The organism is Streptomyces sp. TP-A0356, assembly GCF_001417775.1.
Classification (GTDB): Bacteria; Actinomycetota; Actinomycetes; order Streptomycetales; family Streptomycetaceae; genus Streptomyces.
Genome location: NZ_BBZJ01000018.1, coordinates 269,942 through 284,960 on the forward strand (window position 1 = coordinate 269,942; position 15,019 = coordinate 284,960).

Genomic DNA, 15,019 nt, shown 5'->3' on the forward strand with positions numbered 1-15,019 from the left:
GCCCACGCACCCCGACCGGGCACGCCCGACGGCGCCCACCGCATCCCGGCGGGGCCGCGCCACGAGACTCGCCGCGTGGGACTCGGCGCCTCCCCCGGCGCCCGCCGCATCGGAAGCGGTATCACTCCCGGCACCGGCTGCCGGGCGCGTCCACCACGCACGAGCAACCGCATCTGACCACGCCCGCCCCGCGAAACCCACCGCATCCACCCAGCCCCACCCCGCGAAACCCACCGCAGCCAACCGAGCCCGCCCCGCCGCGGTCGCCATGCTTGTCTGTGTGCTGTTGCTCGTCTCGTGCGGGTCGGCGGAGCGGGCCGACGAGCGGGCGCCACGGGCCACGGCGGGGCGGCGGGCCGCCGTGGCCCGGGTCGAGCATCTGCGGGTCAAGGTGCTCCAGGCCCTTCCGCACGACCCCGACGCCTTCACCGAGGGCCTGGAGATGGCCGGGGGCACCCTCTACGAAGCCACCGGGATCTCCGGCCGGTCCTCGGTACGGGCCGGGCCTCCCGGCAGGAAGCCCACGGTCAGCGCCGCACTGCCCACGCCCCTGTTCGGTGAAGGGATCACTGTGCTCGGCCGGACCCTGTGGCAGCTGACCTGGCGCAACCGGATCGCCATCGAGCGCGACGCCCGCACGCTCGCCGAGCTGCGCCGCGTCCCGTATCCCGGCGAGGGCTGGGGCATGTGCCTCCAGCGGGCACGGCACCGGCTGGTGACCAGCGACGGCTCCGCACGGCTGACGTTCCGTGACCCCGGCACACTCGCGAAGACGGGCGAGATCGCCGTCACCGAAGCGGGCCGGCCGGTGACACAGCTGAACGAGCTGGAGTGCGTCGGCACCACCGTGTACGCCAACGTCCTGTTCACCGACCGCATCGTGCGCATCGACCCCGCCACCGGCACGGTGACGGCGAGCGTCGACGCCTCCGGCCTGCTGCGCGACGACGAACTCGTCCCCGGGGCCACGCTGAACGGCATCGCGGCCCTCCCCGGAACGAACCAGTTCCTGATCACCGGGAAGTTCTGGCCCAGGATGTTCCGTGTGCAGTTCGTCCCCGCCGGACCCGCCTGATCCTCCGGACCCCGCCGGACCCGCCGGCACCCGCCGGACGGACCGGCGGGTGCCGGCGCTGAGCCGGGCCCCACAGCGACGCAGATCACCGCCTGCCCCACTACAGTGCGGCGGCATAAGTGGGTAGTCTCAGACGGACTGCATAAGTTACCGCTTAGTAATGAACATCTTCGGAGTACACAGGAAGTACACCGAGGAAACCAGGAAACCCCCTCGCAGGCCCGAGGAGCCCCCAAAATGCAACTCGCCGCGATCATCGTGTCGCTGGTCCTGACCGTGGTCGGCGTTGCGCTGCTCGCACGCGCCATCGGTCAGTTCGTCCGGTACTTCAAGCTCGGCCAGCCCGTCCCCGCCGGCAGCCGGACCGACAACCCCTACCAGCGCAGCGTGACGCTGGTGCGGGAGTTCCTCGGGCACACGCGGATGAACCGCTGGGGCATCGTGGGCTTCGCCCACTGGTTCGTGGCCGTCGGCTTCCTGACCCTGCCGCCGACCCTGGCCCAGGCGTTCGGCCAGCTCTTCAAGGCCGACTGGACGCTGCCGCTCCTCGGTGACTTCCTGCCGTTCGAGATGTACACCGAGTTCATCGGCGTGATGACGACCCTCGGCATCCTCGTCCTGATGGCGATCCGCCTGCTGAGCCTGCCGTCGAGGGCCGGCCGCAAGTCCCGCTTCGCGGGCTCCAAAGCGGGCCAGGCGTACTTCGTCGAGTACGTCATCCTGACCATCGGCCTCGCCATCTACGTGCTGCGCGGCCTGGAGGGCACGCTGCACCACGTGGACGGCTACAGGGCGTCGTACTTCGCCTCGTACCCGCTCGTCCTCGCCTTCCAGGGCCTGTCGGTCGGCACGCTGCAGAACCTGGTCTACCTGGTCGCGATGATCAAGATCAGTGTCTCGTTCATCTGGATGATCGTGGTGTCCCTCAACACCAACATGGGTGTGGCCTGGCACCGCTTCCTCGCCTTCCCGAACATCTGGTTCAAGCGCAACGCGACCGGTGAGACGGCGCTCGGCGCCCTGCAGCCGATGACGTCGGGCGGCAAGCCGATCGACTTCGCCGACCCGGGCGAGGACGACGTCTTCGGTGTCTCGCAGGTCGAGCAGTTCTCCTGGAAGGGTCTGCTGGACTTCTCCACCTGCACCGAGTGCGGCCGCTGCCAGTCGCAGTGCCCGGCCTGGAACACCGGCAAGCCGCTGTCCCCGAAGCTGCTGATCATGTCGCTGCGCGACCACGCGCACGCCAAGGCGCCGTATCTGCTGGCCGGCGGCGGCAAGACCATGGAGGGCGAGGAGAAGGCGTCCGCCGAGCAGCTGAAGGACGTCCCCGCCGCCGCTCTCGCCGAGGCCGAGCGCCCGCTGATCGGCACCGCCCAGGAGAACGGCGTCATCGACCCGGACGTCCTGTGGTCCTGCACCACCTGCGGCGCCTGCGTCGAGCAGTGCCCGGTCGACATCGAGCACGTCGACCACATCGTCGACATGCGCCGCTACCAGGTGATGATCGAGTCGGCGTTCCCGTCCGAGGCGGGCACGATGCTCAAGAACCTGGAGAAGAAGGGCAACCCCTGGGGCCTGGCCAAGAAGCAGCGCCTGGAATGGACCAAGGAGGTCGACTTCGAGGTGCCGGTCGTCGGCCGGGACATCGAGGACCTGTCCGAGGTCGAGTACCTGTACTGGGTCGGCTGCGCCGGCGCCCTGGAGGACCGCGCCAAGAAGACCACCAAGGCCTTCGCGGAGCTGCTGCACATCGCGGGCGTCAAGTTCGCGATCATGGGCGGCGACGAGAAGTGCACCGGTGACTCCGCCCGCCGCCTGGGCAACGAGCCCCTGTTCCAGGAGCTCGGCATGGAGAACGTGGCCGCGCTGAACATGGCCTTCGGCGAGTCCCTCGACGAGGACGGCAACGTGGACCCGGCGACGAAGAAGCCGAAGTCCGCCAAGAAGATCGTCGCGACCTGCCCGCACTGCCTCAACACGATCGGCAACGAATACCCGCAGCTCGGCGGCGACTACGAGGTCATCCACCACACCCAGCTGCTCCAGCACCTCGTCGACGAGGGCAAGCTGGTCCCGGTCACCCCGGTCGAGGGCCTCATCACCTACCACGACCCGTGCTACCTGGGCCGCCACAACAAGATCTACACGCCCCCGCGCGAGATCATCGGCAAGGTCCCGGGCCTGCGCAACGAGGAGATGCACCGCCACAAGGAGCGCGGCTTCTGCTGCGGCGCCGGCGGCGCCCGCATGTGGATGGAGGAGCGGATCGGCAAGCGCATCAACAACGAGCGCGTCGACGAGGCCCTCTCCCTCAACCCGGACATCATCTCCACCGCCTGCCCGTTCTGCCTGGTCATGCTCACGGACTCGGTGAACGGCAAGAAGGCCGCAGCCGACAACGGCTCCGCCGCGGGCGGCAAGGTCAAGGAGTCCATCCAGGTCGTGGACGTCGCCCAGCTGCTCCTCGACTCCGTCAGGACGCCGGTCGACCCGGAGGGCGAGGCGGAGACGGAGAGCGAGCCGCAGCCGGAACCCGTGAAGTAGACGGCGTACGCAAGCCGCCGAGGGCCGGGGTCGCAGGGTGCGATCCCGGCCCTTCGTCACGCACCGGCCGCTCACCCTCTCGGACCTGCCGCCGCATATGCGCCGGGCATGGCGCTCTGCTCATCGGGTGACAGTTCCCCGTGACCCAGCGTCGCGCCCCCGTCACCCGCAGGCGGCCATACACACTCGAACAGTCCCTTTTGATCCCGCTTGGAGGGCGAATGTGGCTGTTCGGGGAGACCATGCCCCACGTACCAGTGGCAAGCCATACGCAGACACACGTCATCCCGAAGCAACCACCGTCCGGGCGCCGCACCGGCAAGCCTGCCTGGTACGCGCCGGCCGCCGTCCTCGGTGACGTGGCCGGCGCCGCCGTGCCGGTGTACCTGTTCTTCGCGCTGGCCGACAGCCCGTACGCCGCGGCGTACGCGACAGCGGCGGCCGCGGCCTGGCTGCTCGTGCGCGGCGCACGGGACCGCTACTGCGAACGCCGTCTCGGCGAGCGCGACAACATCGTCCCCGCACTGCAGGACTGGCTGGTGCTGGTCGGACTGCTCGCGGTGGTCAGGGCGGCGACGGGCGAGGAGTCCCCCTTCCTCCTCGCGCTCGCCGCCCTCGTGCCCTGCGCCCCGACGAGCGCCGGCGTGCAGACGCTGATCCACCGTCATCTGGTCACCCGGCGCCGGGGCGGCCGGGCCGTGCGCCGGGCCCTGCTGATCGGGGAGGCGGACGCGGTCGACGGTCTGGTGAGCCACCTCGCGAGGCGGACCGACCACGAGGTCGTCGTGGTCGGGGTGTGCCCGGTCGGCGACGAGGACCCCCAGGCCCTGGCCCCCGTCGCCGCCCGTCTCGACCGGCAGGCACCGCCGCGCATGTCGGCCGACTCCGCCCCGGTGCTGGAGGCGGCCCGGCGGCTCGACGTGGACGTGGTCCTCGTCGTGCCGGGTCCGTACATGGCCGGAACGCGTCTGCGCCGGCTGTCATGGGCCCTGCACGGCGAGGAGCGCCCGCTCGTGGTCGTGCCGGGCCTGACCGAGGTGGCGGGGCGCCGGGTGGGCGTCTCCTCCGTGGCCGGGCTCACCATGCTGAACGTCGCCCCGCCCCTGCGGCGGGGGCTCGCGACACTGCTGAAGTCGGTGACGGACCGGCTCGGCGCGGCGCTGCTGATCGTGCTGCTGGCCCCGGTGTTCGCGGTGGTGGCCCTGGCCGTACGACTGGACTCCCCGGGCCCCGTCGTGCACCGGCAGACCCGCATCGGCCGGGGTGGGGTGCCCTTCACCATGGCCAAGTTCCGCACCATGGTCGCCGACGCCGAGCGGCTCAGGCACCAGCTGGCCGGGACCAACGAGCAGGACGGCCGTATGTTCAAGATCCGCCGCGACCCGCGGATCACCCGCGTCGGCCGGGTGCTGCGCCGCTACTCCCTGGACGAACTGCCCCAGCTGTTCAACGTGGTGCAGGGACACATGTCCCTGGTGGGCCCACGGCCGCCGCTGCCCGCCGAGGTCGCCGGATACGACGAGGTGGAGCTGCGCAGGCTGGCGGTCAAGCCGGGCCTCACCGGCCTGTGGCAGGTCAGCGGCCGCTCGGACCTGTCCTGGGACGAGACGATCGCCCTGGACCTCAGGTACGTGGACAACTGGTCCCCGTCCGTGGACCTCGGCGTCCTCGTCCGCACCGTCCGCGCGGTCATCGCGGGGACCGGAGCCTACTGAACCACCGCCGGGCCCGCCCCCGTTCGACGGCACCGGCGACGACCACCACCACCGGCGATCCTCGGGGAGGGCCCCATGCCGTCGAGAACACCCACCGACCACTCGTCCCGGAACCGCTTCCGGCCGGGCCACCACACCGCGGGCGGCCACCTTCCCGAGCCCTGTGACACCGGGGACGTACTCCCCCTGGCGGACCGGCTCTTCCGGTGGGCCGACGCCCGCGACTGGGCGGGTCCCGACCCGTACGACGGGCTGACCGGCCCGCTGGGACGGCTGGCTGGTCACCGTGTGCTGCGGCAGGCGCTCCTGCAGGCGGTCAAACGCAGCCCGCTCGACCTGCGTCCGGTCCTGGGCATCCGCCCGCTGCGCACCGCGACGGCCACCGGATGCGCCGCGGGTGCCTGCGCCCGGCTCTCGTCGTCCCCCCTGTGGCGGGAGCGCGCCCTGCGTCTGGGCCGGCGGACGGCCGCCGAGCAGATGACGGGTCGTTACGCCGGCCTGTGGCGCTACGAGTTCGACGTACAGACCCGGTGGTCGTACTACCCCGCCTCCGTCCCCAACCTCGTGGCCACCACCTTCTGCGCGGACGGCTGCCTGGACACCGGGACACTCGACGACGATGCGGTGCGCTTGCTCGCCCACGGACTCCTTGAGCACCTGTACAACGGCACGTTCTTCACCTACACCCCGACCAGCGGCGTCCTCGTCCACAACGCCAACCTCATGGGCGCCGCGCTCGCCGCCCGTCTGGCCCGCATCGGAACACTGCCCGGCGGTCTGGCGGAACGTCTGGCCGGTGCCGCCCGCAGTGCCGTCGAGGTGAGCCTGGACGGCCAGCGTGCCGACGGTTCCTGGCCGTACGGACGGGGCCCGCGGCTGGACTGGGTGGACGGCTTCCACACCGGGTACGTGCTGCTGCGCCTCGAACAGGCGGGCACCCTGCTCGGTATGGATGTCCGGACCCCTCTCGAACGGGGGGCCGACCACTACCTGCGGAACCTGTTCGACGGCCCCCTGCCCCTCTACTTCGCGGGCGGCCGGACCAGACGGGACCCGAACAACGATGCGACAGCGGTACGGATGGCGGCGTGGGCGACCGAACGCGGCTTCGCCGCGGCCGACTTCGGGTGTGCCGTACTGGCAGCGGTCGTGGGACGCTATCCGGGCCTCGGCACCGGCACACCGGCCGAGGGCTCCCAGGGGAACGGGGCCCTGTGGAGGTCGCCCCGCTGGAGCGCCGCTCCGCTGCTGGACGCGCTGACCGCCCTCCACGCCGTGGTGGCGGGCGGGCCGCGCCCCTCCTCCCCCACCGCTCAGCGGACGGCGGCGGCCTCGTAGCCCGACGGGACGTCGGCCCGCTCCTTCGGCCTCATGTGGACCCACAGATGCCAGCCCGCCACCCGGCCTCCGGGAAGACGGTGGACGGGCAACGGCGGCGCGTGCAGGAAGTGCTTGTGCGCCCGGGTGACGGAGAAGTCCGGGAAGTGCTGACGCACCGTGCGCACGTCGTAGACGCGTGAGTGCGGGTTGTCCGGCCCGTCGGTGTTGTGGTGGATGAACTCCCGCATCCTCAGATAGCTGCGCAGCCCCGTACGGCGCGCGTTCGTCACATGCGCGCCGACGACTCCGGACGGCTTGAGCAGGCCGGCCCGGGCCAGGGGGTAGACCACCGCCAGCGCGGCCCGCCGGACCAGGCCGATGGCCAGCAGATAGTTCAGCGACCACCGGGCATAGAGCATGACGACCAGCTCGCCTCCCGGGCGGAGCACCCGGTGGATCTCCCGCTGAGCCGCCAGGATGTCCGGCACATGGTGCAGCACACCATGGCTGAAGACCAGGTCGAAGGAATCGGCCGGGAACGGAAGATCCAAGACGCTTCCGCAGTGCAGCCCCTCCCGGGGCAGGTTGCGCTGCGACAGCCGTGCTCCGACCCGCTCCACAGAAGTCCGGGTCAGATCGACACCCGTCCACAGCGCGCCCCGGCGAATGAGCTGTTCCGACTCGGCTCCCTGACCGAGACCGATTTCAAGCACCCGCCGACCGGCGACGTCGAGGTCATCGAGGCACCCGGGGATGTGCGGCTCCAATCGGTACTTGAATGTGTCATACCGTGTGAAGAATTCCTCGGAGTCGGATCGGCCTCCTCTGGAGGCGCCACCCACCAGATGGTCTCCGCACGGGTGCGCCGACCAGAATTCGGAAATTGTGTTCTCTCGCATGTCGCCCTCTCACTCCGGTGAGGCAGCGGACGTCCGGGGACCGGAACATCGGCAATGAATTCCGGGTCAAGGCCTCACACCTCGTCAGCATGGTCACACAGCCGACAATCCCAAGCGGGGAACGCGGGACAGAACGCCCGAAGGAACGAATGGCCTCTTACCCGAGCGGCTCATTCGGAGTGGAAATTCGGCCGGTAAGGTGCGTCGTCCGACATCGTAGAGGAAGTCATGACACTAGCGTGTCCCTCCGCGACCTCGCCATGGAAAACCGACCCTGCCGGACGGATATTCGGAGAGTCAGTGGCCGTTTGGAAGAGCAGCAATGTGATGGAATGCAAAAGCGCCTGCGACAGGTCAACACCCCTATGAAGACGAATCAGGCCCGGAAAATCACGGCCACAACCGTCTGTTCCGTCCTCTACACGGGGATCGGCACGGCGGCACTGGCCGGCTTCCTCTTCTCGCCGAGCATGCTCTCGGTGATCTTGTTCTCCGCTGTGATAATGACGGCTTTCGCCCTTGTGGCGGCCCGGAACCCGCTCGCCGCGGGCCTCACCTGGCTGGTCCTGTCTCCCGTCCTCTATCCCTTCGCCCGCTATCCGCAGTCGGGGACAGTGCTGACGTTCGACCGTGTCTACCTGGGCGCCCTGGCTCTCACGGTCCTGCTGACAAGGCGGGCCGGAAGGCCGAGCGCCCCCGGTGTGCGGTCCTTCGTCACCGCGGTCACGGGGTTCGCCGCTGCCTTCCTCTGCCGTGCCCTGAGCACGCACCCCAGCAGCCTGGGCGCACTGCAGACCTTCATCGACGCGATCCTGCTCCCCTGCATCGCCTTCGCTGTCTGCCGCCGCACGGCGGACAGCCCCGGGCGACTGCGGGCCTGGGCGGCGGGACTGATGGTCTGCGGCACCTCTGTGGCCGTGCTCGGCATCACGGAGCACCTCTTCGGATACGAGCTGGCGACCCTCAGCGGCGGAGCCGTGCGAACCGACACCGAGGTCGGCGGGTTGGTCCGTGTCTCCGGGCCGTATGCCGCCCCGGAGGTCTACGCGCTCACCCTGGCCCTGACACTCGCCGCGACGCTCTTCTGGTGGATGAGCGCGGGCCCCGACGGCTCGCGCCGAAGAGGGTTTGCCGCCCTCACGGGCCCCCTGCTGGCCGCCGTGCAGATCACGGGCATGGCGCTCTCGCTGTTCCGCGTGGCCTGGGCCTGTGCCCTCCTGGTCCTCTTCCTCGGGCTCGGCCTGCGGGCCGGGAAGAGGCTGAGACTCGCCGCCGTGGCCGTCGCCGTGGCCCTGGGGGCCCTCATCCTCTTCGTACCGTTGCAGGACAACGACCTCTTCCGTGCCCGCATGGCCGACACCGACAACGTGGCCGGCCGGTTCGCGACGTATCAGGTGGGTCTGGAGATCTGGCGTTCCGCCCCGGTCACCGGAGTGGGGATCAACCAGTTCGTCGAGGCTCAGAAGCGGGTCGACCCCAAGGTGGTGTGGGGCGTGCGGTCCGTGCAGTCTCCCCACAGCTCGTTCGTCGGGACGCTGGCGGAGCAGGGCGTGATCGGCTTCGCGGCCCTGCTCACCGTGTGCGGACACGGCACCAGGATGCTCCGCCGGCTCGGCCGGGCGGCACGTGAGGACGCGACGCGCCAAGTGCTGCATGCGGCCGTGATCGCCGGGGCCGTGTCCTATCTGGCCTTCTCCGTCGAGTTGACGATGCTGCCGCTGGGGCCGAGCAATGCCGTACTGGCCGTGGTCCTGGCACTCGCCGCGTCGGCCGTCGAAACGGCCCAGCGGCGACCGGCTCGTGAAAAGGCCGCGGCGGCGGCCCCGGAGCGGGCTCTGGCGCGTATCGCGGAGCCGGTGGCATGACGGCCGTCAACGTCGGTGCCGCCGTGAGGACCTGCGCCAAGGTGAGGATCGCCTGGTCCTCCACGACGGTTCGTCAGGCCGTCGGCTTCGCCTGCTCGAATGCGGCGCTCGGCGGACTGGGCATGATCACGTCCGCGCTGCTGGCCAGGGCCCTGGACGTCGACGCCTACTCGAGCTACACGTTCGGCAAGCAGCTGCTCCTGTTCAGCGCGATGTTCTTCGAGTTCGGGCTGTTCCTACCCGCGGCCCGGATGCTGGCGCTCTCGGACCCGGCGGAACGGCGTCGCACCGCCGGCGCGGTCGTGGCGCTCTTCGTTCCGGTCTCCGTCCTGTTCGGGGTCACCGTCTTCGCGCTGTCCTGGATCGTGGACGCCTGCCTGGACGTTCACGCGGGCCCGGCGCTGAGAATGGTGGCCCTCGTCTCGGTGGGTTACCCCCTCGACTTCGTGTGTCTCCAGACGGCCCAGGGTCTCGACCGGCTCCACAGCTACTCGATCGCCTCCGTACTGTCGCGGCTGGGTTTCCTCGGCCTGCTCATGACCCTGCCGACGACGGGGGTACGGCTGACATCGTCAGGAGTTCTTCTGGCGGACACCCTGTTCCTGCTCGTCGGCTGGGTCGCGCTCCTGGCGAACCTCCGGCCCGTGTTCCGCGGACTTCGCGAAACCATGTCGCGGATGCTCCGAGGTGCCCGTGACTACGGCTTCTCGGCCTACGTCGGCCGGGTACTGAGCATGGGCACCTACCACATGGACACGCTGATGCTCGGTGCCGCGAGCGATCCGCGTTCGTTCGCCTGCTACATGTGTGCCGCAGCGCTCGCGTCTCCCATCGCCCTGCCGAGTGCGGGTGTGGCGACGGCGCTCTTCGGACGGCTCACCCGCCAGCCTCGTATGGAACCGCGCTGGGTCGCGACGGTGACGCTGATGAGCCTCCTACCGGCGGTCGCGTTGAGCACGCTGGCCGAGCCGGTGGTCCGGCTCGTCTATTCCGAGAAGTTCGAGATGGCGGCGGGCCTGGTACCGGTCCTGGCCGCGGCGCAGGTGATCAGCGCCGTGACCCGCCTGTTCAATTCCTTTCTGGCGGCGCACGGGCTCGGCTCGGACCTGCGGACCGCGGCGATCACCCTGACGGTGTCGAACCTCGTCCTCAACCTCCTGCTGATTCCGGCCTTCGGAGCCGCGGGAGCGGCATGGGCGAGCCTTCTCGCGCTGGCCGTGAACCTGATCGCCCACATCCTGCGCTACCGGCGGGCCGTGGACGCGGGGGAGACCGCCCTCCCGGACGGCGGGGGAAGCCCGGGAACGAGCTCCACGGTCCCGCCGCCGAGGGGTCAGGGCGCGACCGCGTGGTAGTCCTGAAGCGCTTCGGCGACCCGTCCGTCACCGTCGACGTTCCGTTCCCACCACACCGCCGCGCAGATGAGGCCGAAAACGGCCAGCCCGCGCTCACGCTCTCCCGACACGTGCTCGGTCACGAACCGGTCGGCGGTCCGCCGGTCGAAGAGCTCGTCGAAGATCCCGGACTGCCGCACCCACGGCCACAGTTGCCGTCCGTGCCGCCTCAGCAGGGAGCGGACCGGTGCTCCGAACCCCGTCTTCGAACGGCGCGTGACGAAGTCCGGAACCCCCGCGGCCGACGCGGCGGCTCTGAACTGCGCCTTGCCCTTCCCGGTACGGAGCTGGTCTTCCGCTCGCACCGCGAGCGCCGAGGCGACGACGGGTTCGCCGAGGAACGGCACGCGCAGTTCCACGCTGGCCCGCATGGACGCGCGATCCGCGTACAGGAGGTTGAGGCCCGGCAGGAACAGACGCCGGTCGCACTCCGCGACGGCGCTCAGCGGGCTCGCTCCCCCCGCCAGCAGGGGGTCCGTGATGTCACGGTGGGCAGCCACGACCTCTTCCAGTTCGACCTTCGGAGACAGTTGTGCCCATTCCTCGGCCGTGAAGTAGGACTGGCCTCCCCATGCCCAGTCGCGGGGACTCTGCCGGCACATCCGGCCGAGCTTGTCCGTCCGTTCGCGAAACCTCCCCGGGACCGGACCCTGTGACGCACGTCCGAGGAGACTGCGGCCCGCCGCCGGAATCCGCTGCAGCATCCGTACGGCCTGGTACCGCTCGTATCCCAGGAACAGCTCCTCCACCCCGATCCCGGACAGCAGCACGGTCGCCTCGCCGCGGGCGGCCCGTGACAGGCGCATGAGCGCGATGGCCGCCGGGTCTCCGAACGGCAGCTCCATCACCCGTACCATCTCGGGGATCTGCCGCAGTACGTCGACATCGAGATCCACCCAGTGCAGCGGCACCCCGAGGTGACGGGCCGCCCGCTCGGCGTACGGGGCGTCCTTCTCGAAGGGCTCCGCCGGGTCTTGCCGCGGCGAGGCGTCACGCGCCGAGAAGACGGGTCCCGAGAACCCCGCACGGCCCAGTTCCACACCCAGCCATGTGCTGTCGACTCCCCCGCTCAGCAGCAGCCCGACCGGGACGTCCGCCCTGACCTGGCGTCTCACCGACTCACGCACCGCCTCACCGATTCCCTGCGCCGATGAGGTGGCCTCCGCCTGCCAGAGGAGCCGGGGGCGTGTGTACTCGGGTGGCCGGACGCAGTGCGCGGAGCCGGCCGGTGCCGCGTGCACGCGGCGCCAGCCCGTGCGCGGGGGAGGCGTCCAGAGGAACATCGCCCCCTGCGCGACGGCCACGGGATCGACATGGTCGGCGAGGCCGATCGCGCGCAGCGGAGCGATCTCACTGGCCAGGGCGACGAGGCGGCCCGACGTGTCCGAGGCGACGTAGAGGGGCTTGACGCCCAGCCGGTCGCGTCCATAGCGCACCTGTCCGTCGGGCAGGACCTGGACGAAGCCGAACATCCCGTCGACCCGCCCGAGCAGTTGTGCGGCATCGGGCTGGAGCAGCAGCTCGTGGAGGACCTCGGTGTCGCCTTCGGTGGTGAACCGGACCCCTCGGGACCGCAGCGTCCCCCGCAGTTCGGGAGCGTTGTAGATCTCCCCGTTGTAGACGAGGACCCCCCGCTCGGCGTCACCGAAGGGCTGGTCGCTGCGGGAGCCGACGTCGACGATCGCAAGCCGGCGGAAGTGCAGTGACGCGTGCCAGCCCGCACCCCGAAGGTCCCGATGCCCGCAGGAGTCCGGGCCCCGGTGCTCGATCGTCGTACACGGGTCGTCCGTCGTACACGGGTTCCTCGTACGGGGGTTGTCCCCGGCCGCACCACGGTTCAGGACCACCACGAAACCGCACATCATGCCTCCGTCGTCGCACTCGGCGCCGCAGCCACCGGTACGGCGGCCGCGCCCCGGGAACTCATGCGCCGGAATTCCCTGTCGTGCCCACGGCGCCCTGAGGCGTGGCAAGGGCCTGCTCCGGGACCACACCCACGGCACTCCCGGCTCCAGCGCCGGGGGGTGTGCAGCCGAGGGCCTCCGCGAGCGCCGGGGTGGCCGGCGCGGTCCCGACCTGGCCGCCTTCCGCGAGGGCGGCAGCCGCGCGGCATGCCACCAGCGAGCTCCACAACGCCAGCCGGAAGTCCGCCTCAGCGACCTTCTCGCCCCTCAGCAGCCGTGTCAGGGCCCGCATCTCCTCGGCGTGTCCCTTCGGAGCTCCCCGGTAGAGCGACTCCGACTTCTTCCCCCGCTTCCACAGCGTCAAGGAAGCGAAGTCCTCGATCCGGGCGGCGACACCGTCACAGGCCACCTCGATGAGCTCCTTGGGGGCCCCGGGCGGTGTGGTCCCGCCGTACACGATGGAAGCGGTCGACGCGTCCGAGTAGGTGATCTGCAGGGTGACGCTCTGGGCCGACACCGGGTCCCTGCTGTCGACGCCCGTCGCGGTCACGCTCACCGGCCCGCCAGGCACGAGGAAGTTCGCGGTGTCGATGAAATGGCAGACCTCGCCGAGCAGACGGCCGCCCTGCCGGTCATCGAAGTACCAGTGGTCGTCGGGCAGCCGGCCGGCGAAGACCCGATGAACGACCTGGAGCGGCGCCCCCTCGGGCAGGGCGGCACGCAACTCCCGCACGGCCGGGGCGAACCGCCGGTTGAAACCGGCGAGGGCCGGGGCGCCGGACCGGGCCCAGGCGGCCGCCACCTCCTCCAGCTCCTGCTCCGAGAGGCCCACGGGCTTCTCGCAGTACAACGCGATCCCGCGGCGCAGCACTTCTGCCGCGTAGCGCCCATGGCTGTCATGACGGGACAGCACCATGACACAGTCGGCGTCGGCCGCCGCGAGCCCGTGCTCGGCGCTCTCCGCGACATCGCGGAACCCCCAGCGCTTGCTCTGCTGGACGGCCGTCAGGCCTCGTGCGCTCGTCACCCAGGAGAAGCCGACACCCTGTTCACGGCGCAGATGCGGGAAGAGCATCTTGGTGGCGAAGTTCCCGGCTCCGATCGCGGCGATCCTCGCTTCCGCGGCAGGCGGTGACCACCTGGCGGACCCGCCCTGGTGGCGCGGCGGCTCGCTCACCTTCGCGGTGCCGGGATAGCGCAGCAGCAGAGCGGGGCGCCGGCGGGGCCGTACCGTGTTCAGGACGCGGTACGCCTCGGCGGCGTCCTCGACGGCGAAGACATGGGGGTCGAGGCTCTCCAGGTCCAGGCTCGGCACCATCCTGAGGACCTCGGCCAGATTACGGCGTTCGGTCCAGGGCACGTAGCCCTCCGGGTACTCCTGGCCGGCCTCCTCGTAGCGCGGGTCGTAGCGTCCGGGTCCGTACGACCGTGAGTAACGGACCGTCAGTTCCTTGTGGTAGTACGACGACCGGGGCGGGGCCACCTTGACGTCTCCCACGATGACCACGGTGGCCCGGTCCCGCGCCAGACTCCCGGCCAGCTCCACCGGATCCGTGCTCGAGGTCGCCGCGGTCACCAGCACCGCGTCCGCCCGTGCCCCGCGCCAATGCCGCGCGACGGTCCCGGGGAGGTCCTCCGTCTCCCGGGGGTGGGCGACGAATCCGGCCGCTCGCGCCGCCTCGACGGCCGCGGGGTCCTGGTCCACGCCGACCGCGTCGTACCCGTAGGCCCGCAGCAGCCGCAGGGTGAGCTGCCCCACCAGTCCGAGGCCGATCACCGCGACACGGGACCCCGCGGGCGCCTCGGTCTGGTGGATTCCCTGGAGTGCGATGGCGCCCACGGTGGCGAACGCGGCCCAGCGGTCCTCCACTCCGTCCGGTACGGGCACGACGAGGTTGCGCGGCACGGCCACGATCTCGGCGTGGGAGGCGTAACCGGCTCCGCCCGCGGCCACACGCAAGCCAGGGGTGAGGTCGTCCACCCCCTCCCCGACCGCGATCACCACACCGGCACAGGAGTACCCGAGCGTCATGGGCCGGTCGAGCCGGTCCTGGACCATGCGGTAGGTCTCGACGACGCCCAGTTGCCGCGCCGTGTCGAGGACCTGCCGGACCTGGTCGGGACGCTGCCGTGCCTTGCTCAGGAGGCTGCCGGCGCCCGTCTCGAGGGTCGCGCGCTCGGTGCCCGCGCTGATCAGCGAGTAGGTGTTGCGGATCAGCACCGTGCCCCACTGGGCCACCGGGGGCGGCATCTCCTCCACGCTGATCGAACCGTCCCGGGCCGACAGCAGTACTGCCTTCACG

The 15,019-nt window shown here is 70.7% G+C and carries 9 protein-coding genes; 6 read left to right on the forward strand and 3 right to left on the reverse strand.

Features of this window, described 5'->3' with window-relative positions; genetic code table 11:
* Positions 1 to 280: 280 nt before the first annotated feature.
* The 4 genes from ASC56_RS16390 to ASC56_RS39730 all read left to right on the forward strand — a co-directional run bounded on the left by ASC56_RS16390 (position 281) and on the right by ASC56_RS39730 (position 6,672).
* Positions 281 to 1,075 carry a glutaminyl-peptide cyclotransferase gene (locus ASC56_RS16390; RefSeq protein WP_234376972.1) on the forward strand — a complete coding sequence of 265 codons (795 nt, stop codon included), beginning with the start codon at positions 281 to 283 and terminating at the stop codon, positions 1,073 to 1,075.
* 237 nt (positions 1,076 to 1,312) lie between these two features.
* Positions 1,313 to 3,619, forward strand: a complete 2,307-nt coding sequence (locus ASC56_RS16395; protein ID WP_055492150.1) for a (Fe-S)-binding protein — start codon at positions 1,313 to 1,315, stop codon at positions 3,617 to 3,619.
* Between the two features lie 242 nt (positions 3,620 to 3,861).
* Complete coding sequence (locus ASC56_RS16400; RefSeq protein WP_079102556.1) at positions 3,862 to 5,334, forward strand: sugar transferase; 1,473 nt, start codon at positions 3,862 to 3,864, stop codon at positions 5,332 to 5,334.
* A 75-nt stretch (positions 5,335 to 5,409) separates the two neighbouring features.
* Entirely contained in the window at positions 5,410 to 6,672 is a 1,263-nt protein-coding gene (locus ASC56_RS39730; protein ID WP_055492151.1) for a hypothetical protein, read from the forward strand.
* Here the strand turns inward: ASC56_RS39730 and ASC56_RS16410 are convergent.
* Positions 6,648 to 7,553: a bifunctional 2-polyprenyl-6-hydroxyphenol methylase/3-demethylubiquinol 3-O-methyltransferase UbiG gene (locus tag ASC56_RS16410; RefSeq protein ID WP_079102535.1), complete on the reverse strand. Its 906-nt coding sequence runs from the start codon at positions 7,551 to 7,553 to the stop codon at positions 6,648 to 6,650. The two genes, ASC56_RS39730 and ASC56_RS16410, sit on opposite strands and share 25 nt — an antisense overlap.
* 365 nt (positions 7,554 to 7,918) lie before the next feature.
* Between ASC56_RS16410 and ASC56_RS16415 the strand changes: the two genes are divergently transcribed.
* Together ASC56_RS16415 and ASC56_RS16420 are read left to right on the forward strand one after the other, a co-directional pair.
* The gene (locus ASC56_RS16415) at positions 7,919 to 9,418 is read left to right on the forward strand and encodes an O-antigen ligase (protein WP_055492153.1); all 1,500 of its coding nucleotides are present in this window, start codon (positions 7,919 to 7,921) and stop codon (positions 9,416 to 9,418) included.
* Positions 9,415 to 10,773, forward strand: coding sequence for a lipopolysaccharide biosynthesis protein (locus ASC56_RS16420; protein ID WP_055492154.1), 1,359 nt, complete (start codon positions 9,415 to 9,417; stop codon positions 10,771 to 10,773). Before ASC56_RS16415 ends, ASC56_RS16420 begins: the two co-directional genes overlap by 4 nt.
* Here ASC56_RS16420 and asnB read toward each other — a convergent pair.
* Positions 10,752 to 12,662, reverse strand: coding sequence for an asparagine synthase (glutamine-hydrolyzing) (gene asnB / locus ASC56_RS16425; RefSeq protein WP_159039664.1), 1,911 nt, complete (start codon positions 12,660 to 12,662; stop codon positions 10,752 to 10,754). The two genes, ASC56_RS16420 and asnB, sit on opposite strands and share 22 nt — an antisense overlap.
* 73 nt (positions 12,663 to 12,735) lie before the next feature.
* Positions 12,736 to 15,018: a bi-domain-containing oxidoreductase gene (locus ASC56_RS16430; RefSeq protein WP_055492156.1), complete on the reverse strand. Its 2,283-nt coding sequence runs from the start codon at positions 15,016 to 15,018 to the stop codon at positions 12,736 to 12,738.
* Position 15,019 lies beyond the last annotated feature (1 nt).